Genomic DNA, 21,054 nt, shown 5'->3' with positions numbered 1-21,054 from the left:
GTCACCTGTGCATGCTTTTGGTATTACTATTTCTGCCAAACATGAACAGTGACTGACTAGGATCCCAGATGAGCAAACTCAGAGCCGATCAAACGCTTGAAAAATTCACACAACGAGCTGCTGGCAATTTGCCCGGCATGATGGGGATACAGATCATCGCTCTGGCCCAAGGGCAAGCAAATGGCAGAATGCCGATTCAACCCTTGCATATGGCGCCTAATGGCTATTTGCACGCTGCCAGTGTCGTCGCTCTCGCGGATACGACCTGTGGATTTGCGACCATGGCGCACCTACCAGAGGGCGCCCAATCATTCACCACCATCGAGCTAAAAAGCAACCACCTGGGGACCCTCCGCGAGGGGGCAGCAACCTGCGTGGCGACGGCTCAGCACTTGGGTAACAACACGCACGTCTGGGATGCCGTCGTCAGTGACGAACAAAGTGGCAAAAAAATTGCCTTGTTTCGTTGCACTCAAATGATTCTCTGGCCCAAAAAAAGTACATGACCGCTAACAGGTATCATTCGAGCCATAACCAATTACTTAGTTAGTCGAGACATCCCATGCTCAGCGATATCGAAATTGCACAAAAAGCAATCAAAAAGCCCATCATTGAACTAGCTCACCAACAAGCGGGCATACCTGAAGATCAACTAGAACCTTATGGCCGCTTCAAGGCGAAGATCTCGCTCGAGTACATCAATTCTCTCGCCGATCGTCCGAATGGCAAACTGATTTTAGTGACGGCGATATCACCCACGCCAGCGGGTGAAGGCAAAACAACCACCACGGTCGGTTTAGGGGATGGCTTAAATCACATCGGCAAAAACAGCATTATTTGTCTGCGCGAACCATCGCTTGGTCCGGTATTTGGCATGAAAGGCGGTGCTGCCGGAGGTGGCATGGCTCAAGTAATCCCGATGGAGGACATCAACCTCCACTTTACGGGCGATTTCAATGCTATCGCCCTCGCGAACAACTTGCTCGCTGCGCTGATCGATAACCATATCCACCATGGCAATGCCTTGGGCTTCGATCTTCGTCGGATCACTTGGCGAAGAGTGATGGATATTAATGATCGAGCACTTCGTCAAATGGTCGTGGGTCTTGGCGGGCCGGCTAACGGTTACCCGAGAGAAGATCACTTTGACATTGTGGTTGCCTCAGAGGTGATGGCCATTTTCTGTCTCGCCACTGGCCTTGCAGACTTGAAAGACAGGCTCAGCAGAATTGTCGTGGGTTACACCACCGATAAGAAACCCATTCTCGCCAAAGACTTAAAGGCGCAAGGCGCCATGACAGCCTTGCTCAAAGATGCGCTGGCCCCGAATGTTGTCCAGACACTTGAAAATAACCTCGCCTTGGTACATGGTGGTCCTTTTGCCAATATTGCCCACGGATGCAACAGCGTTTTGGCCACGACCACTGCCTTGAAGCTTGCTGACTACGTGGTCACAGAGGCGGGTTTTGGTGCAGATTTGGGGGCTGAAAAGTTTTTTGATATTAAGTGCCGCAAATCGGGGCTCACCCCCTCGGCTGTTGTGATTGTCGCCACGCTGAGAGCCTTGAAATATCACGGTGGTGTCGCTGTCAAAGATACGTCCAAAGAAGATCTCGTTGCGCTCGATGCGGGCTTGGTCAATCTGACACGACATGTGCATAACATCAGAGAGAATTTCGGTCTACCTTGTGTTGTCGCCATCAATCATCGCACCGAAGATACCGATGCAGAAGTGAATCGATTGACAGCCACTCTGGCTGCCGATGGCGTCAATGTGGTACTTGCTCGGCACTGGGCTGAGGGCGGCGCTGGCGCTGCAGATCTCGCTCGTGTGGTGGTCGATTTGTGTGAGCAGCCTAATCAGTTCAAGTTTCTGTATCAAGACAGTGATTCGCTGTGGGATAAAGTCAAGGCCATTGCCACAAAGACCTACGGGGCAGCTGATATTTCTGCCGATACCAAAGTCCGTGCTCAAATCGAACAGCTCGAACAAAGCGGATATGGGCATTTGCCGGTTTGCGTGGCGAAGACGCAATATTCGTTCTCGACCGATGCAACGTTGCGTGGTGCCCCAAGCGATCACGTCGTTAACATCAGAGAAGTTCGCTTATCCGCTGGTGCAGAGTTCGTTGTCATGGTCTGTGGCGACATCATGACGATGCCAGGCTTGCCTGTCACCCCCGCCGCAAACGCGATCGACGTCGATGACAATGGTCGGATCACCGGTCTGTTTTAACATCGATCAACACACAAGTGAGACCTAACCGCCATGTCACTGATGACGAAACTCCGCGCTGGTTTAGCCCTTCTATCCCTATCCATCATGAGTGCTCAGGCAGCTGACAGGGTGACGGCCTACCCCACACCCAAAGAGGCAATCTGGGTCGCTAAATCATTCACGTTTCATGGCGGTGAAACACTCGAAAATATCAAGCTGGCCTACACGACAATCGGTGACCCGCAAGGGATACCTGTCTTGTTTCTACATGGCACGGCAGGGTCAGGATCGGGGCTGATCAAAGCCGGTTTCGCTGACGAGCTTTTTGGACCAAGGCAGGCACTGGACGCCAGCAAATACTTCGTCATCATGCCCGATGCGATTGGCACAGGTAAATCAACCAAGCCCTCTGATGGATTGCGGGCAAAGTTCCCGCTCTACAACTATGACGACATGGTGCTCGGTCAATATCGGCTCATCACTGAAGGTCTTGGCATCAAGCACTTGCGCCTGGTGATGGGCAACTCGATGGGGGGCATGCAAACGTGGCTCTGGGGGATCAAATATCCGAACTTCATGGATGCTTTGGCGCCAATGGCATCACTACCCATCGAGATGTCGGGTCGTAACTGGATCTTGAGACGAATGCTCACCGATTCGATCCGACAAGATCCCCTTTGGTTGAACGGCAACTATACAACGCAGCCACCAAGCGCAAAATTTGCCAGTATTTATTTTCAATTTGCCACCAGCGGCGGCAATCAGGGGCTCTATTCAATCGCATCAACCCGTGCGGCGGCAGACAAATTGATTGAGGATCGGATGCGAGCCCCGTTCACGGGGGATGCCAATGATCTGCTGTATCAATGGGATTCGTCGCGCGACTACAACCCGTCTGCCGATCTCGAAAAAATTACGGCGCCGATCCTCGTGATCAACTCCGCCGATGACGAACGCAATCCCCCCGAGCTAGGGCTTGCCGACCAACTCAAACGTTTGCGAAGTGTCAAACTACATCTGATCCCCGCCAGTGCAAAAACCTCTGGTCATGGCACTACCGGTCAGGCAAAGTGGTGGGAGAACGAACTCGCCGCTTTTCTACAGACATTACCGACAAAATAACAACCAATCCGTACTTAGAGGCAGAGACACCCATGAAACAGGATAGCCGCTCAGTCATTCATCCCTCGTCTGTTCATGCACTGCCCTTACACCGCCGAGCGCTTGGGACGCTGGTGTTCAATCTGCTAGCTATCAGTACGCTCGGTTTGACTCTCTACAGCGCGCACGTTCAAGCGCGCGTCACCAAAATTGTGATCGATGAGACCTTGCCTCTGCCCGTTACCTCGCTCAACAAAGACAGCAAGATCCCTTATCAAATGGTGGCCGGCCGCGCATTCGGCGAGCTTGACCCCAGTCTGGCCCAAAATGCCATCATTCAAGATATTGAGCTAGCTAAAGATGCTGACGGCAAAGTCCGCTATGAAGCCTCTTTCGTTATCTACAAACCCGTTGACAATCAACAGTCCAGCGGTCTGATGTGGCATGAAGTCCCCAATCGCGGTCGTGTTTATGCGTTTGCCCCAGAAGAGCAAGCGGCAGGTGACATTTATCTCGCCAGTGCGTGGCAGGGCGATAACGCGGGGGCAACGACCGTGCGGCCCACAGCAACCGCGGCAGGTATGCAATTTTTGCGCGTCCCCGTCGCAAAGCACCCTGATGGCACTGCGGTGACAGGTCTTATCATGGGCCGCATTGTCAATCGTTCGGGAAAGGCATCGCAGCCACTCATTGTGCAGACCAATCCCGTGCCCTACAAACCCGTCTCGTTAGACACCAAGAAAGCGCAATTGACCTCGCGGGCGGGCGAGACGACCCAGGGCGACGTGAGCGACGAACGCGAGATTGCCTCTGCTGACTGGGCCTGGGCAAAATGCGACGCGGCACATCCCTTCCCTGGACAACCAGATCCGACGCAGATTTGCTTAAAGCAGGGGTTTGATCCGCAGAGACTGTATCAAGTGGTGTTTACCTCGGCAGATGCTTACGTTCTCGGCATTGGTTTTGCCGCTTTTCGCGACGTAGGTCAATTCTTCAAAACCGCGCAGCACGACGAAGCCGGCACCGTCAACCCGCTTGCTCGCATCGTGACTCATAGCATCACCAGAGGCGTCTCTCAGTCAGGTAACTTTGTCCGCGGCTGGCTGCATCTGGGATTTAATCAAGACGAACAAGGCAACCGAGTTCACGATGGCGCCTGGCCGATCATTGCTGGACGACGTATCTCGCTGAATACGCGGTGGGCACAACCGGACGGGGTGCTTGAGCTCTACCAAGCGGGCAGCGAAGGACCTCAATGGTGGTTGCCAAAGGACGATCCCGTTCGGCACTTGCCTGCTGCGGGGATTCTGGATCGTTGCACCGCGACCGACACCTGCCCAAAGATTGTTGAACACTTCGGTTCAGCCGAAGTCTGGGCCTTAAAACTCACACCCGAATGGATAGGCACTGACGCAAAAGCCGATTTGCCACTGCCCGCCAACGTAAGGCGCTATTACATTGCCAGTAGCACCCACGGTGGCGGGGCCGGCGGCTTCAATAGCAGTCTGCCAGACGTTGGATTGCCAACCGACGGTGCCCAGTGCCCCGGCAACAATTTCGGTGTTGGTGTGTTGCCCGCCAATCCGGTACCGCACCGAGAAACCGTCAACGCCATTCGTCTGCACTTTCGAAACTGGGTGATGAAAGGCATTGAACCGCCGGCCAGTCGCTACCCGACGTTGGCAGCCGCCCCGGGGGCGACTTCAGGAACTCTGGCACTGGCAGAAAAGTCTGCGATTGGCTTTCCGACCTTACCGGGTCTGAGACCAACGATCCCTGAAAAAGACTTCATCATGCCAGTGATCGATTACGTGTTCGGCCCCACGTTCGACGCGATAGATGCCAAGGGCATTGCGACCAATGTCCCGCCGCATATCAAACAAATTTTGCCCATGTACGCACCGAAAGTCGATGCCGATGGCAACGAGTTAGGCGGCGTCCCCGTGGTGCTACTCGATGCCCCGCTGGGTACCTATCTTGGCTGGAATGTCACGGCCGACGGTGCTAAACCGTTTCACAAAGGTCAGATCTGCAACTACGTTGGGGGCATGATCCCGTTTGCAGAGACAGAACAAGCACGGCTAGCCAACCACGATCCACGCAAATCCTTACAGGCTCGATATCGAGATCATGACGGCTATGTCACGGCGGTAACTCAGGCTGCTGCGCGAGCAATGAAAGAAGGTTTCTTGTTGCCTGAAGATGCGAAAACCTTAATCCAGCAAGCGCGAGACAGCGCCGTCCTGAATTAACAACCTGAGCCCATTCAGGCCGTCGGCCGAAGCACCCAGAAATGGTGGGTACCGTCTCGTCTGAGTTGCTCGATCAGGCCGAACTCCCAATCAAGATAAGCCTGCATCGCCTCTTTACGATTATCGGTCCCTTCGTAAGGTCGCTTGTACCTATCCAGGGTTGGTGAGAGGCGTTGGTCGGCGCCTGAATCGAGTGGAAAGCCCGCGTCTATCCAAGCAGCCACCCCACCTTCGAGCACTTCGACATTGGCTTGAAGTTCACGCTCAAGTTCAGCTGCTGCAAAAGCAGACACAACGCCATCGGCACAGACCAAGACGTAGCGTTTCGCCGCGGGCAAATGCGTTGCATCATCACCGATGCGTGATCGCAACAGATGCCATGCGCCGGGGATATGGCCTTTGATAAAGGCGGCTTGTTTGCCCATATCGACGATCACGATGTCATCTGCATCATGCATTGCATCAGCTAAGTCGCCAACCTGTACTAGTTTGACAGCAGGCAACGCGGGGGTCGTTGCCACCCAAGGGCCTGTCGCTTGCATTGCCGTAGCGTCAAGCCCATCGAGCACGTAAACATCCCACGCCATTTGCGCTAGCCACGATGCCGTCATATTGGCACGCACACCATCCGTATCGCACAGCACAATCCGCCCACCTCGAACCGGGGCAACCATCTCGGTCTCTTGCACCAGTTGCCCGCCCGGTGTTGATCTAAAGCCGTCGAGATGCGCCGCGGCAAACTCCTCCGGGGTTCTTGTATCGAAACAATAGGTGCTGCGGGTTTGCTGTAACTGCCACTGCGTCACCTCTTGCAGCGTCGTACGCTTGACCCCGGCGCGATCTGCCACATGCCTGGCCTGGTGAGAAGAGGAAGTTTGCGACTCAACAGACACCTGCGTAAAGCGCTTAGCGGCCCCCTTATCCAAGGTCTGATCGGCTAACACCCAACCGATTGTCCCGTTTCGCAATGCACTCACTGGGTTCGGAATGCCAGCATTGATTAAGGACTGTGTGCCAATGATGCTGCGCGTGCGGCCAGCGCAATTAACAATAACTCGGGTCTGAGGATTGGGCGCCAGTGCAGGTACGCGCAAGACCAATTCAGCCCCTGGGCAACTAATCGCATTCGGGATGCTCATGGTCTGATACTCATCAAACCGGCGTGCATCAACAATGACAACATCGGCCTGCTGATCGATCAATGCTTTGACTTCTTGTGCCGACAGAGACGGCGTATGCACTTCTGATTCAACCAACTCGCCGAACGATTTACTGGGTACATTGACATCGATGAAGACTTCCCCACCGGCTTGGCGCCAGCCGATCAATCCTTGGTCAAACACATGCACGTTTGAGTAGCCCAACCCAATGAGGCACATTGCCGCCCGTTGCGCGGTCGTATCCTCACCCCCCTCGTCAAACGTGACAATGGTGACATCGCGACGGGGCAATTTAGAGAAAGCGTCTGCCTCAATGCGTGCCAAAGGTAAGTTGGCCGCAAAAAGCGGGTGCCCGAGTGCATGCGGATGCTCTTCTCTTACGTCAAGAAACGCAATTTCTTCTCGCGCCAGCAATTTCGACCGAACAAAATCGAAATGTACGGCCATTGGCATGTCGGCATGCAAAAGTGACATTTTCAACTATCTCCAGAGATTGGGCACAACATCATTACCGTAGCCCGAAATAAAGGTTTTTGAGGTGCCTGTCGCGGGATCAAACACATGGCGACTGATACGGCCAATATTGCCACCGTACACATGAATACTGACAGAAGTCTGATCCGCATAATAATTCGCGACTTGGTGGACATCGTGCGTGGCAGGCGAGACGTGAGCGACCTGACCAGGCAGCAAGGTTTTCGGTGCTCCGGGTTGCAGACTACCGTCTGGTTGACGGTAGAAAGGCGTGTCAAGCTCGCGTCCTCGCAACATACCGATCAAGCCCCATGTCAGGTGATCGTGCACTGGGGTTTTCTGGCCCGGTCCCCAAACGAAGCTGACCATGGAAAAACTATCCAAAGGATCGGCATAGAGCAAGTACTGCTGATAAAAACTCGGGTCAGGCGTCGCGAATTGAGCCGGTAACCAGTCGTCTTGCGCCACCAACTGCCGCAGCAAGTTGCCACCGTCCCGCAAAAGGTCGGGTTCAGCGGGATGGCTTTCCAGTAACGCACTAAAACTGTGCACAAAAGCTAATAGTTTCTCGTTTTTCATGATGGGGGGGACTCTCTCACATGACGCCTCACCGGACGAGTTTAATGCACGTCGTTTTCATCCCGCGTCAACCTGTCGCGCTCAGCCGACGTTTTCCATCAAAACGAATGAATGCCGATATTCAGCAGCCCTTTCTAGCAAAACGTTACAAAATCTGTGGGTTTTGTAACTCAATGTAGTTCTTATCGAGGTTTTTACCCCGTATTCGTCGAGTGAAACATTTATACTGCAATTGTTTTTCATTTGATGAAAATAACTACGTTACGGAAAGTTTCTGTTGTACAAGGTTTGTTGGCTGCACGACGCAGACGACCAATTAAACATTGAACCGATTGTCAGCGACTTTTTGACTCAAGCCAGGTTACCCAAGCATGTGGATTGTTAGGACTGCACTCGATAGACCCTACACGTTCATCGTGATGGCAATTCTTATACTGCTTGCCACGCCGCTCTCGCTGATGCGAACACCCGTTGATGCACTGCCGGATATCGATATCCCAGTCATCAGCGTGATTTGGACGTATAACGGTTTGTCAGCTGAGCAAATGGGCAACCGCATTACGCAGAACCACGAGCGCATCTTAACCACCACCGTCAACGATATTGAGCACATAGAGTCACAATCGCTGTCGGGCATCTCAATTATCAAGATATTTTTTCAGCCTCGGGTCAATATATCGACCGCGATTGCTCAAGTCGTTGCGGTTTCTCAGTCCGTGTTGCGAGCCCTTCCAACCGGCACTGTCCCCCCCCTGATTATTAAGTACACGGCCTCCAGTATCCCAGTGGTGCAGTTGGGAATGTCTAGCCAGACGCTCTCCGAAAAAGAACTGTTTGACTCAGCGCTGAACGCAGTCAGACCACAACTGATCACTATCCCCGGCGTTGCGGTCCCTTATCCCTATGGCGGAAAGCCGCGAGTGGTTTCGGTTGATCTTGATCCACAAGCCTTGCTCGCCAAAGGCATGACGTCTTCAGATGTGATCAATGCGATCAACACGCAGAACCTGATACTGCCCTCCGGGACGGCCAAAATTGGTGACACCGAGTTCAACATTGCCATCAACTCGTCCCCAAACAGTTTTGACGGCTTGAATTCCATCCCGGTCCGAACGGTCAACGGTGCAACCACCTATTTGCGCGAAGTCGCTCACGTGCGTGATGGCTATAGCCCTCAAACAAATATCGTGCGCCAGAATGGCGAAAGAGCGTTATTAATCTCGGCCTTAAAAAACGGGGGTGCGTCAACGCTTGACGTTGTCAATCAAATTAAAGCGCGATTACCGAGTCTGGGTGCCCTGTTACCTGACGGCATCGACGTCAAGCTGTTATTTGATCAATCCATTTTCGTCAATGCTGCGATTTCAAGCGTCATTCATGAGGCCTTGATTGCCGCGGGATTAACCGCCGTCATGCTGCTGTTATTTCTTGGCAATTGGCGAACGACGGCCATTATTGCTGTGTCCATCCCGCTCTCCATTTTCACCTCGCTGATTATTTTGCATTTGCTGGGCGAGACCATCAACGTGATGACTTTGGGCGGTTTGTCGCTTGCGGTGGGCATCTTGGTTGACGATGCCACGGTGACGATTGAGAACATCGAACGGCATCTACACATGGGCAAGCCGCTCTATGAAGCGATTCTGGACGGCGCCGGTGAAATTGCAATCCCCGCATTTGTTTCCACGCTGTGTATCTGTATCGTTTTCGTGCCGATGTTTTTCTTGGGTGGTGTCGCCAAGTTTCTGTTCGTACCGCTCGCTGAAGCGGTCATCTTCGCGATGCTGGCCTCCTACATTTTGTCGCGAACCTTGGTACCAACCCTTGCGCTACTGATGTTGGGGCCAATCGCCAAACCTGGGCTTGTCTCGCGCTGGATTGATGTCATTCATCAAGGCTTCAATCATCATTTTGAAAATATGCGTCGAAGCTATGTCTTGCTGTTGAGTCAGATACTGATTAACCGCAAAGCCTTCATGTTCGGCTTTCTGACTTTCTGTGTCTTATCGCTTGGCATCTACGGGCTGCTTGGTCGAGATTTATTCCCCGCCGTCGATACTGGACAACTCAAATTGCATATGCGTGCGCCGACGGGTACGCGGATCGAGAGAACAGCCGAAATCGCTGATCAGGTTGAAAAAGTTATCCGCGAGGTCATCCCAGCACACGAATTGGATACCATTCTTGATAATTTGGGGGTTCCAAACAGCGGTATTAATTTGTCTTATAGCAACTCAGGCACCATCGGATCCCTTGATGGGGATATTTTGATTTCTCTCAAGGGTGACCACCAGCCCACCGACGACTACATCGAAGCCTTGCTCCCAGCGCTCAGGAAGAACTTTCCGGGTATTGAGTTTTTCTTTCAGCCTGCCGATATCGTGACGCAGATTCTGAACTTCGGGATCCCCGCCGCGATCGATGTACAGATTCTCGGCCCTAACTACCCGGCCAACCAGATTTTGGCCGGCAAACTCAATGCAAAGATAGCCGCCATCAGAGGCGCTGCCGACGTACACGTCCATCAACGACTGGACGCACCCACCATTAAGCTGACCATGGATCGCGCGAGACTGCAGGGCCTTGGCTTAAACCCCTCTGACGTCGCGCAGAATTTGTTGCTGCCGTTGTCAGGCAGTGCGCAAACGTCACCCAATTTCTGGTTAAACCCGTTCAACAGCATCAGCTATAACGTTCAGACCCGTGCACCTGAAGTGAAACTTGAGTCACTCGATGATCTGCTTCGACTGCCGGTCGGCTCATCAAGCGCAGCCAGCGCGGCTGCGGCGGCTACCGGGTCATCGGCGAACGCACGACCCAATCAAATCTTAGGGAATCTGGTCAAAGCTGACCCTGGGACAGAATTCGGGATCTTGACGCGTTTCAACATCTTGCCCTCGATCGATATTTATGCAAATGTCAGAGGTAGAGATTTAGCGGGGGTTGCAACTGAGATTCAGCAAATCATTGATGCATCCCAAGCTGATCTGCCGCGTGGTAGCAGAATCAACTTGCGCGGCCAGGTCGATACGATGTTGAATTCATACGTTGGCTTAGGCGTTGGTCTGATTGGTGCGATCGTGCTGGTTTACTTACTGATCGTCGTGAACTTTCAGTCTTGGCTCGATCCCTTTATTATCATTGCCGGTTTGATTGCTGCCCTGGCCGGTATCGCGTGGATGCTGATTTTGACGAAAACCAACCTGAGTGTGCCTGCGTTGACCGGGGCCATCATGACCATGGGCGTGGCGACCGCCAATAGTATTCTCGTGGTGTCATTTGCACGTCAGAGGATACAAGAGGGCGCAACAGCCATGACGGCAGCACTTGATGCGGGCGCCACCCGGTTGCGTCCCGTCTTGATGACGGCGCTAGCCATGATCCTAGGGATGATACCGATGGCCTTGGGTTTGGGCGAAGGATCTGAACAAAATGCACCACTTGGCCGAGCGGTGATTGGTGGTCTACTTTTCGGCACAGTTTCAACCGTATTATTTGTACCAGTATTGTTTGGCTCGCTACATCGCTGGACTGAACAACGGGCTGCAAAGAGGAATGCTCTGACATGACGGATAAGTCACAAACACCAGCCAAATCACGCGGTCACGGCCAAGATCGACGTGAGCAAATTCGTCGACGAAACAGCGTCATGGCTCGGGCTCGCTGGGCGTTATTGATCATTCTGTTATTGATGGGCTTAGGGCTAGGCAAAACCTTGTTTGATCGTCTGGCTTTAAAAAACGTGTTAGCCGCCAGATCTGAAGAAAACGCCATCCTACATGTGCGTGTCGTTCACGCGGAATCCGCTGCAAAAATAGGATCTGAGTTTCTCAAACTCAAATTCCCAAGCACACTGCAGGGTATTACCGAAGCTCAGATTTATGCGCGAGCGACAGGCTATGTAAAAAAATGGTTCAAGGATATTGGCGAATCCGTCAAGCAAGGCGAATCGTTAGCAATTTTGGATATCCCCGAAGTTGAAAAACAACTCGAAGAGGCGCAGGCGAACTTCAACCTAGCCAAAGCAGCCTATACCCGCTGGACCAAGTTACGCGCCCAGGACGCCGTCTCTCAACAAGAACTGGATGAAAAAACCGGTGCCTATCATCAGACCGAAGCTGTGCTAAACCGCTTGAAAGAGCAAGTCGGCTTTGCACAGGTCGTAGCGCCTTTTGATGGCATTATCACTAAACGTAACGTTAACCAGGGCGACTTGGTCAATGCAGGTAACGGCGGTGCCTCATCATTGCCACTGTTTTCGATGGCACGGGTAGACAAGTTGCACATGTACGTTTTCTTGCCACAAGACCGTGCTGGCGACATCAAAGTAGGCGACGAGATCGATCTTTTCAAATCGAATGCTCCCGATGTGCCTATTAAGGGGCGTGTGGCCCGCACGGCGGGTGCCATTGACACGAGCACACGTACCTTGCAAGTGGACATCGAAGTCGCCAATGACAAACGGCAGTTAATGCCAGGTACATACGTCGAGGTGGTCATCAACCTTGATCCCGGCAATGTACTGGTGATCCCGACCAACGCCCTGTTGTTCACGCCTTCTGGGCCTCAGATTGCCACGGTAAAGGATGGCAAAGTCATCCGGCAAGCTGTCAAACTTGGCGTGGATTATGGTGCGTTGATTCAAGTCAAAGCTGGGGTCACCAAAGAAGATCAAGTGATTATCAACCCTCCAGACTCCATCGCGGTTGGCCAGAAGGTTGAAATCGAAACCCCGTCACCTAAAAACGCTAAAGCAGGCAAATGAAACATCAGATAGTTTTCGGCTTCGTCGCACTGCTCTGTGCGGGTTGCACTGCTATCGGCCCGGATTACGAACGCCCTTTGACGCAGTTGCCAGATAACTGGAAGACCTTGCCAGGGGTGAGAGCTGATGTGTGGAAACCTGCAACCCCCAGTGATGATATGCCCAAAGGGGATTGGTGGACCGCGTTTAACGATCCCATTCTCAATGACTTTGAAGCAAAAGCGCTCGAACAAAACCAGACGCTCAAGGTGGCATTAGCCCGTCTTGACCAAGCGATGACGCAGGTCGATGCGAAAACAGCTGCGCTATATCCTAGCCTCGCGATTGGTGGTCAAGCAGCAAGAGTTGCCTATTCCGCTGACAGGGCGTCATCGAACTACGATTCAGTGCAATACAGCACCATCCAGAATAACTTTCAACCCGCGCTGACGTTATCCTATCAGCTTGACTGGCTGGGTCAAATCCGGCGCAGTGTCGAGGCAGCAAAATATACCTCTGAACAAGCCACTGCTGACACCGCCAACGTCAAACTGCTGGTGACTGCCCAGCTCGCCTCAGCGTATTTGTTGATGCGTCAGAACGATGAAGAACTTCGGGTGATGGAGACGCTTCTGACGTTACAGAAAAAACTCTTTGCACTTTATCAGAAGCGCTATGAAGCCGGTGCGCTCAACCGTTCAGATCTGGCACAACAAGAATCCCTGGTCGAGTCAAGTGGTGCACAAATCGATATTTTGCGAGGAACTCGTAACCTGCAAGTCGATTTAATTGCCACGTTAATGGGCGTGCCAGCGAGCAGCCTCACGATCGCAGAGGGTCACTTGCCCAGCACCATGCCGAGCTTTCCGACCGGCGTTCCTTCAAAGTTACTCGAGCGCCGGCCCGACATCGCCTCGGCAGAAAGAGCAATGGCCGCTGCCAACGCACAGATTGGTGTTTCTCAAGCCGCTTTTTATCCTTCATTGACGCTATCGCCCACCACTTACGGCTACCAGTCGACGTCACTCGCCAGCTTGTTGTCAGTACCCTCGCTGATATGGTCGATTGGCCTGACGGCCACTCAATCAATCTTTGATGGGGGCGCTATTCTGGCCAACTACAATTTTACGAAAGCAGGTTACCGGGCGACGTTGGCCACGTACCGGCAAACGATCTTGACTGGCATACAAGAGACGCAAGATGCGATGGGCACACTACAGCAGCTAGATGCTGCTCGGACAAAGCAAGACGCAGCCGTCGTCAACCTAAACAAGGCCTACCGGATCAGCGCGGTTCGCTACGCTGAAGGTTTGGACAACGCTTTTCAATTAGCTTTGATCCAACAAAATCAGCTAACCGCCCTCAGAACCAAATGGCAGATTCATGGCGGGCAATTTGTCGCCAACGTCAATCTGGTTAAAGCATTAGGGGGTGGTTGGGAAGGCATCAAAACACCAGCGCCACCAGCTCCCTTCACCGATGAACAGACTTTTGGTAAAGCTGACAACGGGCCATAAGGTTCAAGCGCTGGCTTTAATCGCGCTGAGGGTCACGCTGCAAATCTCGCATATTCAAATGGCGTAACTTGGGGGCCATCAACCAACTGACCATCACGACAAAAAGAGTCACCACCCCGCCAAACACAATCGAGGCACTTAACCCCAGCATGCTTGCGGCAATGCCAGATTCAAGTGCGCCTATTTCGTTAGACGAACCGATAAAAATCCCGTTGATCGCAGACACTCGACCCCGCATCTGATCGGGCGTCATCAGTTGCAGAATCGTGCTACGAACCACCACTGAGATCCCATCAAAGACGCCCATCATCAATAAGCACAAGGCCGCCATCGCAAAGCTGGTCGACACCCCGAAGGCGATCGCACTCAGACCAAATCCGGCCACAGCGCCGAGCAACCAAAGACCCGCGTATTGATCGAGCGGACGCCGCGCAAGCCAGACACCCACCAAGGTCGAACCGACAGCGGGCGCAGCACGCAACAATCCCAAGCTCTCTGGGTGACCCGACAATATCTCTGAAATAAAGGCTGGCAGCATTGACACGGCACCGCCAAAGAGAACGGCAAACATATCAAGGGCCATTGCCGCCAACATCACTTGCCGGCTAAAAACGAACTTGACCCCCTCAACGATGCTCATCCAAATGGTGTCAGCGGTTGACTTGCCGGCTTCCTCTTTGTAAGGAAACGCGAGTAACGATGCGACACCAAGCAACGCAAAAATAAGCACAGCGCCGTAGGCACTGACCAAACCCAGCCACGCAATCAACACCCCACCTAACGCGGGCCCGCCGATCTGTGCAATTTGAAAGAGTGCGGTGCCTATCGCCGAGCCGCGCGAAAACTCATCGCGCTCAAGTGACTGAGCGAACAAGACTTGATAGATTGGCCTCACCACGGCTCGGGCGATACCCGCTAACCCGATCGAAAAGTACATCAGCCAGGCGGGCTGCAGCCAAGCGTGTTGAAAGTCGCCCGTCGCCACCCAAAGCATGAGCCCTCCCATGACAGCATAGATACCGCAACCAACGACACCAATATTTCTTTTGGGCAACACATCAACGGCGTGCCCAGCAAATAAGGCGCAACAAAAATAGGGGATGACCTCTGCCAAGCCAATGAGGCCAAGCGACATGACATCTCGCGTCAATTCGAAAATATGCCAACCAACCGAGACAGTAAATATCTGGTAACTGAGGGTGATGGCGATCCGGTAAACCATCAGGATCGTAAATGCCCGGGAAATCAGCAAAACAGCCTCGTCGATCGTCGATAGGGGATAGACTGTGACGATAGCAGACGGCGCGGCCAAGCGACGGCTAACTTGCGTCTTGGGGTAGGCGACGCAATCTGGTACATTGGCTTTCAACGAGAACAACTGTATTTTGGGAGATCGGCTTTGATCAAACTTGACCAGCACCCCGCAGGTAGACATTTTTTACAGATCCCAGGGCCAAGCCCAACGCCTGATCGGGTGTTGCGGGCTATGAGCTACCCGACCATTGATCATCGCGGCCCCGAATTTGCCATTCTCGGCTTTAAAGTCCTCAGTGACATAAAAAAGATATTCAAGACAGAACAACCCGTGATCATCTATCCGGCCTCTGGTACGGGTGCCTGGGAGGCGGCACTTGTCAATACGTTAAACGCTGGCGATCACGTGATCATGTTCGAAACGGGTCACTTTGCGACACTCTGGAAAAAGCTCGCCGACAACCTGGGTTTGCACTCAGAGTTTTTAGCGATGCCGGGCGCAGAAGGTTGGCGTCACGGCGTGCAGTCGCACATGATCGAAGCCCGATTGAGAGCCGACACGGCGCATCAGATCAAAGCAGTCTGTGTCGTTCACAATGAGACGTCGACGGGTGTTACTTCGGATATTCTGGCCGTGCGTCAAGCCATCGATGCCGTAGGGCACCCTGCCCTGCTCATGGTGGATACGATATCAGGGCTGGCTTGTGCAGACTACCGGCACGATGAATGGGGCGTCGACGTGTCGATTTCAGGATCTCAGAAGGGATTGATGTTGCCACCCGGGATCAGTTTTAACGCGGTCTCACCCAAGGCTCTCGCGGTGAGTGCAACCTCGACGCTGCCAAAAAGCTACTGGGGCTGGAAAGAAATCATTGAAGTGAACAAGACAGGCTATTGGCCATCAACCCCCAACACGAATTTGCTCTACGCACTCTCTGAGTGTCTAGATATGTTGCTTGAGCAGGGCTTGGATCAAGTCTTTCACCGACATCAGCGTTTAGCGCAAGCCTGCCGACTGGCCGTTGACGCTTGGGGGCTCAACATTCAATGTGCTGATACCGCACTCTACAGCCCAGTGCTGACCGGCGTCATGATGCCAGAGGGGATCGATGCCGATGCGGTAAGAAAGATCATCTACGAGCGTTTCGATCTATCCTTGGGGACGGGACTGGGGAAGGTCAAAGGCAAGATGTTTCGCATTGGGCACTTGGGCGACTGCAACGACTTGACGCTCATGGCGACGCTGGCGGGTTGTGAAATGGGTATGCAGCTGGCGGGGGTCAAACTAACCGGCAGTGGATTGCCTGCAGCCATGGATTACCTCTGCGCCCACCCAGGCGGATTATTAGCTTAAGTCGTTTTACCTCGTCGTTCGCTGCAAACTTTCAGATCATCTCAATACCTGAGAAAAACAATATGCACACCAATCTGCACACTTTAAGCGCACGTTTGCATTACGCCCGTGAGAATCACATGACCTTGGATGCGATCCCCACTGAAATGGTACCTCCGCATCCCGCAGCTGCGTTCGAAGTTCAACACGAAACCATGCGGCTTATGCATGCTCAGATTGGGGGCTGGAAGGTCGGTGGCAAGACGCCAACAGCACCGGTAGTCGGCGCCCCCCTTCCCCTGACCGGCATCCACAAAACCGGGGCAGAACTGTCACGCAAAGGCTTTACACCGCTGGCCCTCGAACTGGAAATCGCCTTTCGTTTTAACAGAAGCTTCGAGCCCTCTTCGATACCCTATGACGATGCAACGGTCATGCAGAGCATAGGGACGATGTGCGCCACCATTGAGATCGTCTCAAGCCGCTTATCGCAGTGGCCCAACGAGCAGCCGATGACACAATTGGCTGATCTGCAAAGCCACGGCGCCCTGATCGTGGGGGAATCCATTCCCTATGATGCTGACTACGACTTTCTCTCGCCGGCGCTCAGTTTTGAGTTCAACGGTGAAAGTGTCATTAAAGCGGCGGTCGCCAATCCCTCAGGCGACCCACGTCGCACCTTGCCTTGGCTTGTCAATCATTGTGCAAGTCGTGGCATTACCGTAACGCCCGATATGATCGTCACCACGGGCTCTTATACCGGGGTCTTTATCGTCAATCACTTAGGCTTGGCGATCGGCAAAATCCCTGGGTTTGCGCCGGTGACTGTCAAACTGCTTTGATCCACTGAGATTTCAAATGCCACACGCTAGCCTGCCGACTGTTGCGAAACCACTGCACTTCGTACAGCCATCGAACCCCCATCAGTTTGATTCGCCACTCGCCAAACGCCTCAGCACTGAAATGCGAGGTGACGTCAGGTTTGATCGAGCCAGTCGTGGGCGTTACTCGACCGATGCCTCGATCTACCAAATAGAGCCGCTTGGGGTCGTCATCCCAAGAGATCAGGATGATTTGCGGATGGTGCTAGATATCGCGCGCCTGGAAAGCGTGCCCTTGCTTGCTCGTGGCGCAGGCACGAGTCAATGTGGGCAGACCGTCGGTCAGGCACTGGTGATCGACACCAGCAAGTGGCTCAACCAGATCGTTGATTTTGACGAGCACGCAAGAACCATCACGGTCGAGCCAGGCGTTGTGCTTGATCACTTGAATGCCTGGCTAAAACCCTACGGGCTGTGGTTTCCGGTAGATGTTTCAACAGCGGCACAGTGCACCATCGGTGGGATGACGGGCAACAATTCATGTGGCTCTCGCTCGATTGAATATGGCAATATGGTTCACAACGTGCTAGGCATCGATGCCATTCTTGCCGATGGCTCGGAGGCTTACTTCGGTTCGTTGAAGCACCCACCCGTTGGCTCTCGGTTAACGACCTTGCTGCACGACCTCAAAGCAATCGCTCAACGAGAAGCGCAGGAAATTCGCGAACGGATGCCGAAAGTGCTGCGACGGGTGGCTGGCTACAACATTGATCTCTTTGATTGCCAGAACCCACTGGCGTACACCGATGATGGATATGCCAACCTCGCACATCTTTTGGTCGGATCTGAAGGGACACTGGCTTTTAGCCGTCAGATCACGTTGAAGCTGGCACCGTTGCCAACACATAAAGCACTGGGTGTCGTGAATTTCCCGACGTTTTACCAAGCGATGGCGATGACTCAACACATCGTCAAATTAAAGCCTTGTGCTGTCGAACTGGTCGATCGCACCATGATCGATTTGGCGCGCGGCAATCCCGCGTTTAAGCCGGTTATCGATCGAGCGCTGACCGGCGAACCGCAGGCAATTCTGCTCGTTGAGTTCGCGGGCGAAAACAAAGATGAGCAACTTGTTTTGCTCAATCGATTGATCGAATTGATGGGCGATCTCGGGTTGCCCGACTCAGTCGTTGCCATCACTGACGCAAGTGCTCAAAAAGCATTATGGGATGTTAGAAAAGCTGGGCTCAATATTATGATGAGCATGAAGGGCGATGGCAAACCCGTTTCTTTCATTGAAGACTGTGCTGTCCCGCTCGAACATTTAGCCGATTACACCAGTCGGCTTACCGAGGTGTTTCATCGACATGGCACCGAGGGCACTTGGTATGCACATGCCAGCGTCGGAACGCTTCATGTGCGTCCGATCCTGGACATGCGCCGCGACGGGGCGGTGAAAATGCGCGAAATCGCACAAGAGGCGGCTGCGATGGTCCGCGAATATAAAGGCGCTTATTCCGGTGAGCATGGCGATGGTCTTTGCCGAGGCGAATGGGTGGCTTGGCAGTATGGGCCAAAGATCAATCAAGCATTTGCCGAAATCAAAACCTTATTTGATCCAGGTCATCGTTTGAGCCCTGACAAAATGATTCATCCACCCAAAATGGATGACACGAGTAATTTTCGGTTTAAGCCCGGTCATCGCGCCTTGCCGGTTTACCCCAAACTGGATTGGTCGAACTGGGATGTACAGCGTGATGCGCTGACCGGTGTTGAGTCAGCACCAGGCACCGGTGAGGATCCTAGCCATGGATTAGCGAAAGCCGTTGAGATGTGCAATAACAATGGTCACTGTCGAAAATTCGATGCGGGGACGATGTGTCCCAGCTATCGCGTGACGCGCGACGAGCAACACGTCACTCGGGGACGAGCCAACACCTTACGTTTAGCGCTAACTGGACAACTAGGTAGTCAAGGCCTTGCAGACCCAGTGGTGAAAGAAACTCTCGATCTATGCGTGTCATGCAAGGGTTGCAAACGTGATTGTCCTACCGGTGTCGACATGGCCAAGATGAAAATCGAGGCCAGGGCCGCCTGGGCCGATCAGCACGGCATCCCATTGAGAGACAAGTTGGTGGCTTACCTGCCGCGCTACGCCCACGTTGCGTCACGCTTCTCGGGCTTGCTGAAGCTGGCCGACAAGTTGCCTATCATTACCCCTCAGATCAAACGCTATTTTGGCTTAGCCACAGAGCGATCGCTGCCCGTCTTTAAACAATCATTTCTCTCAACCGCCAGCGCGCTTGTCCAGGCCAGTCCAGGGGGGGCAAACCCTTCGGCTCAGCCCACCCGTGAGGTCGTGCTGTTCGTCGACACGTTCAATAACCATCTCGAACCGGCCAACGCAAAAGCGGCTCTTAAGGTTCTTCAAGCGGCAGGCTATCGTGTTCATCTACCAACAACCGGTGACGCGCGACCCGTCTGTTGCGGACGAACCTTTCTCGCCGCTGGGTTAGTCGAAGAAGCCAAGCACGAGGCAAGGCGACTGCTCAACACCTTCAAGACGTTTGTAGACCAAGGCATCGCCATCGTTGGGCTTGAGCCTTCTTGCCTGCTGTCACTACGCGACGAGTTCTTGCAATACGGTTACGGTGACGAAGCAAAGCGGCTGGCAGACCATGCCTTTCTACTTGAAGAGTTTTTGGTGCGTGAAAAAAGCGCCGGGCAATTGACCCTGAAGCTCAAACCCATCGCTTCAACTACTCAAGCGCTGTTGCACGGTCATTGTCATCAGAAGGCGTTTGATGCCTTGACGCCGGTGCAAACCGTGCTGAGTTGGATACCGGGTTTGTCAGTCAACACCATTGAATCCTCGTGTTGTGGGATGGCGGGCAGTTTCGGTTATGAAGCCGAGCACTACCAAGCTTCAATGGCGATGGCCGAACTGTCGCTATTGCCCGCTATCCGAACCAAAACCGCGGGCGCCCTTGTCATCGCTGACGGCACAAGTTGCCGTCACCAAATTCAGGATGGCGCCAGTGTGCACGCGCTGCATGTCGCTCGTATCCTTGAAATGGCGTTGGACGACTCACCCTGATCTTGAGACACAAGAAGCGCTAGGCTGCACAAAAGTTGACGATTTCGCGGCCAACTTGAACCCCTGCTTCACGCTGAGGAAAAACTACTTCGGCCCAATCAGGGTTGTTGAATGCTCGCGCTGTTTCATCAAACTCTTCTTCAGTAAACCAGCCGGCTGCGGACCAGGTATCCCACGACAGATATCATGATCAAGTGGGACGCCACCTCTGAGCGCAAGCCACAGGCATTTGCCGTCGATCGCGCACCCCAGTCATGACCTGCCAAAACGGGCTGATTCAGGCCAAGTGCATCATTGACCAAATAAGCCGCGCAAGCCCCTCGCTTTAGCCATGGGGTGAGCGGCCGGTATTTGCTATGGCAGTATTTAGTATCTTGCTGTATACTGATTTTGTGTCCAGTAACTACCGATCCAATAGTAACGTCGTTTTCTCGTGCAAGTACCACGTTGTATGGTGCCCGAAGTACCGTCGCTCGGTTCTGGTGGACGGCGCCGATGAGGCTC

At 53.3% G+C, this 21,054-nt stretch carries 14 protein-coding genes and 1 pseudogene; 11 read left to right on the top strand and 4 right to left on the bottom strand.

The features are described 5' to 3' along the window. Window positions 1-68: 68 nt before the first annotated feature. From AC1W8Y_RS13490 to AC1W8Y_RS13475, 4 genes are read left to right on the top strand one after another with little or no spacing between them, the layout of a single operon-like run. Window positions 69-506 (top strand): PaaI family thioesterase, encoded by a 438-nt coding sequence (locus AC1W8Y_RS13490; protein ID WP_482015011.1) that lies wholly within the window; start codon window positions 69-71, stop codon window positions 504-506. A 56-nt stretch (window positions 507-562) separates the two neighbouring features. Further along, on the top strand, window positions 563-2,236 hold the full coding sequence (locus AC1W8Y_RS13485) for a formate--tetrahydrofolate ligase (protein WP_482015010.1): 1,674 nt from the start codon (window positions 563-565) through the stop codon (window positions 2,234-2,236). Between the two features lie 33 nt (window positions 2,237-2,269). Then, a complete protein-coding gene (locus AC1W8Y_RS13480; RefSeq protein ID WP_482015009.1) occupies window positions 2,270-3,340 on the top strand; it encodes an alpha/beta fold hydrolase in 1,071 nt (356 codons plus the stop codon). Between the two features lie 32 nt (window positions 3,341-3,372). Next, window positions 3,373-5,571: an alpha/beta hydrolase domain-containing protein gene (locus AC1W8Y_RS13475; protein ID WP_482015008.1), complete on the top strand. Its 2,199-nt coding sequence runs from the start codon at window positions 3,373-3,375 to the stop codon at window positions 5,569-5,571. A 14-nt stretch (window positions 5,572-5,585) separates the two neighbouring features. On the opposite strand, the gene AC1W8Y_RS13470 is transcribed toward AC1W8Y_RS13475, so the two are convergent. Both AC1W8Y_RS13470 and AC1W8Y_RS13465 read right to left on the bottom strand, forming a co-directional pair. Then, the gene (locus AC1W8Y_RS13470; RefSeq protein WP_482015007.1) at window positions 5,586-7,205 is read right to left on the bottom strand and encodes a rhodanese homology domain-containing protein; all 1,620 of its coding nucleotides are present in this window, start codon (window positions 7,203-7,205) and stop codon (window positions 5,586-5,588) included. A 6-nt stretch (window positions 7,206-7,211) separates the two neighbouring features. Next, window positions 7,212-7,784, bottom strand: a complete 573-nt coding sequence (locus tag AC1W8Y_RS13465; protein WP_482015006.1) for a cysteine dioxygenase family protein — start codon at window positions 7,782-7,784, stop codon at window positions 7,212-7,214. 371 nt (window positions 7,785-8,155) lie between these two features. On the opposite strand from AC1W8Y_RS13465, the gene AC1W8Y_RS13460 reads away from it, so the two are divergent. The 3 genes from AC1W8Y_RS13460 to AC1W8Y_RS13450 are packed head-to-tail and all read left to right on the top strand — an operon-like array spanning window position 8,156 to window position 14,045. Beyond that, window positions 8,156-11,353: an efflux RND transporter permease subunit gene (locus AC1W8Y_RS13460; protein ID WP_482015005.1), complete on the top strand. Its 3,198-nt coding sequence runs from the start codon at window positions 8,156-8,158 to the stop codon at window positions 11,351-11,353. Continuing rightward, window positions 11,350-12,549 (top strand): efflux RND transporter periplasmic adaptor subunit, encoded by a 1,200-nt coding sequence (locus tag AC1W8Y_RS13455; protein ID WP_482015004.1) that lies wholly within the window; start codon window positions 11,350-11,352, stop codon window positions 12,547-12,549. Before AC1W8Y_RS13460 ends, AC1W8Y_RS13455 begins: the two co-directional genes overlap by 4 nt. Next, a complete protein-coding gene (locus AC1W8Y_RS13450; RefSeq protein WP_482015003.1) occupies window positions 12,546-14,045 on the top strand; it encodes an efflux transporter outer membrane subunit in 1,500 nt (499 codons plus the stop codon). The genes AC1W8Y_RS13455 and AC1W8Y_RS13450 overlap by 4 nt, the downstream gene beginning before the upstream one ends. 16 nt (window positions 14,046-14,061) lie before the next feature. Here AC1W8Y_RS13450 and AC1W8Y_RS13445 read toward each other — a convergent pair whose 3' ends face one another. After that, window positions 14,062-15,480 carry an MFS transporter gene (locus AC1W8Y_RS13445; protein WP_482015002.1) on the bottom strand — a complete coding sequence of 473 codons (1,419 nt, stop codon included), beginning with the start codon at window positions 15,478-15,480 and terminating at the stop codon, window positions 14,062-14,064. On the opposite strand from AC1W8Y_RS13445, the gene AC1W8Y_RS13440 reads away from it, so the two are divergent. The 3 genes from AC1W8Y_RS13440 to AC1W8Y_RS13430 all read left to right on the top strand — a co-directional run bounded on the left by AC1W8Y_RS13440 (window position 15,445) and on the right by AC1W8Y_RS13430 (window position 20,550). Next, entirely contained in the window at window positions 15,445-16,653 is a 1,209-nt protein-coding gene (locus AC1W8Y_RS13440) for a pyridoxal-phosphate-dependent aminotransferase family protein (protein ID WP_482015001.1), read from the top strand. The genes AC1W8Y_RS13445 and AC1W8Y_RS13440 overlap by 36 nt on opposite strands. 62 nt (window positions 16,654-16,715) lie before the next feature. After that, window positions 16,716-17,474 (top strand): fumarylacetoacetate hydrolase family protein, encoded by a 759-nt coding sequence (locus AC1W8Y_RS13435; RefSeq protein WP_482015000.1) that lies wholly within the window; start codon window positions 16,716-16,718, stop codon window positions 17,472-17,474. A 16-nt stretch (window positions 17,475-17,490) separates the two neighbouring features. After that, window positions 17,491-20,550, top strand: coding sequence for an FAD-binding and (Fe-S)-binding domain-containing protein (locus AC1W8Y_RS13430; RefSeq protein ID WP_482014999.1), 3,060 nt, complete (start codon window positions 17,491-17,493; stop codon window positions 20,548-20,550). Window positions 20,551-20,632: 82 nt separating this feature from the next. Here the strand turns inward: AC1W8Y_RS13430 and AC1W8Y_RS13425 are convergent. Further along, window positions 20,633-20,843, bottom strand: a pseudogene (locus tag AC1W8Y_RS13425) (alpha/beta fold hydrolase); the annotation flags it as partial. A gap of 63 nt (window positions 20,844-20,906) precedes the next feature. Here AC1W8Y_RS13425 and AC1W8Y_RS13420 point away from each other — a divergent pair. Further along, window positions 20,907-21,054 (top strand): transposase (locus AC1W8Y_RS13420; RefSeq protein ID WP_482014540.1); only part of this gene is annotated, 148 nt, incomplete at its 3' end.

Source organism: Jezberella sp. (assembly GCF_964834465.1).
The sequence above is the reverse complement of the archived record's forward strand: the minus strand, read 5'-3'. Positions and strand labels throughout refer to the sequence as shown.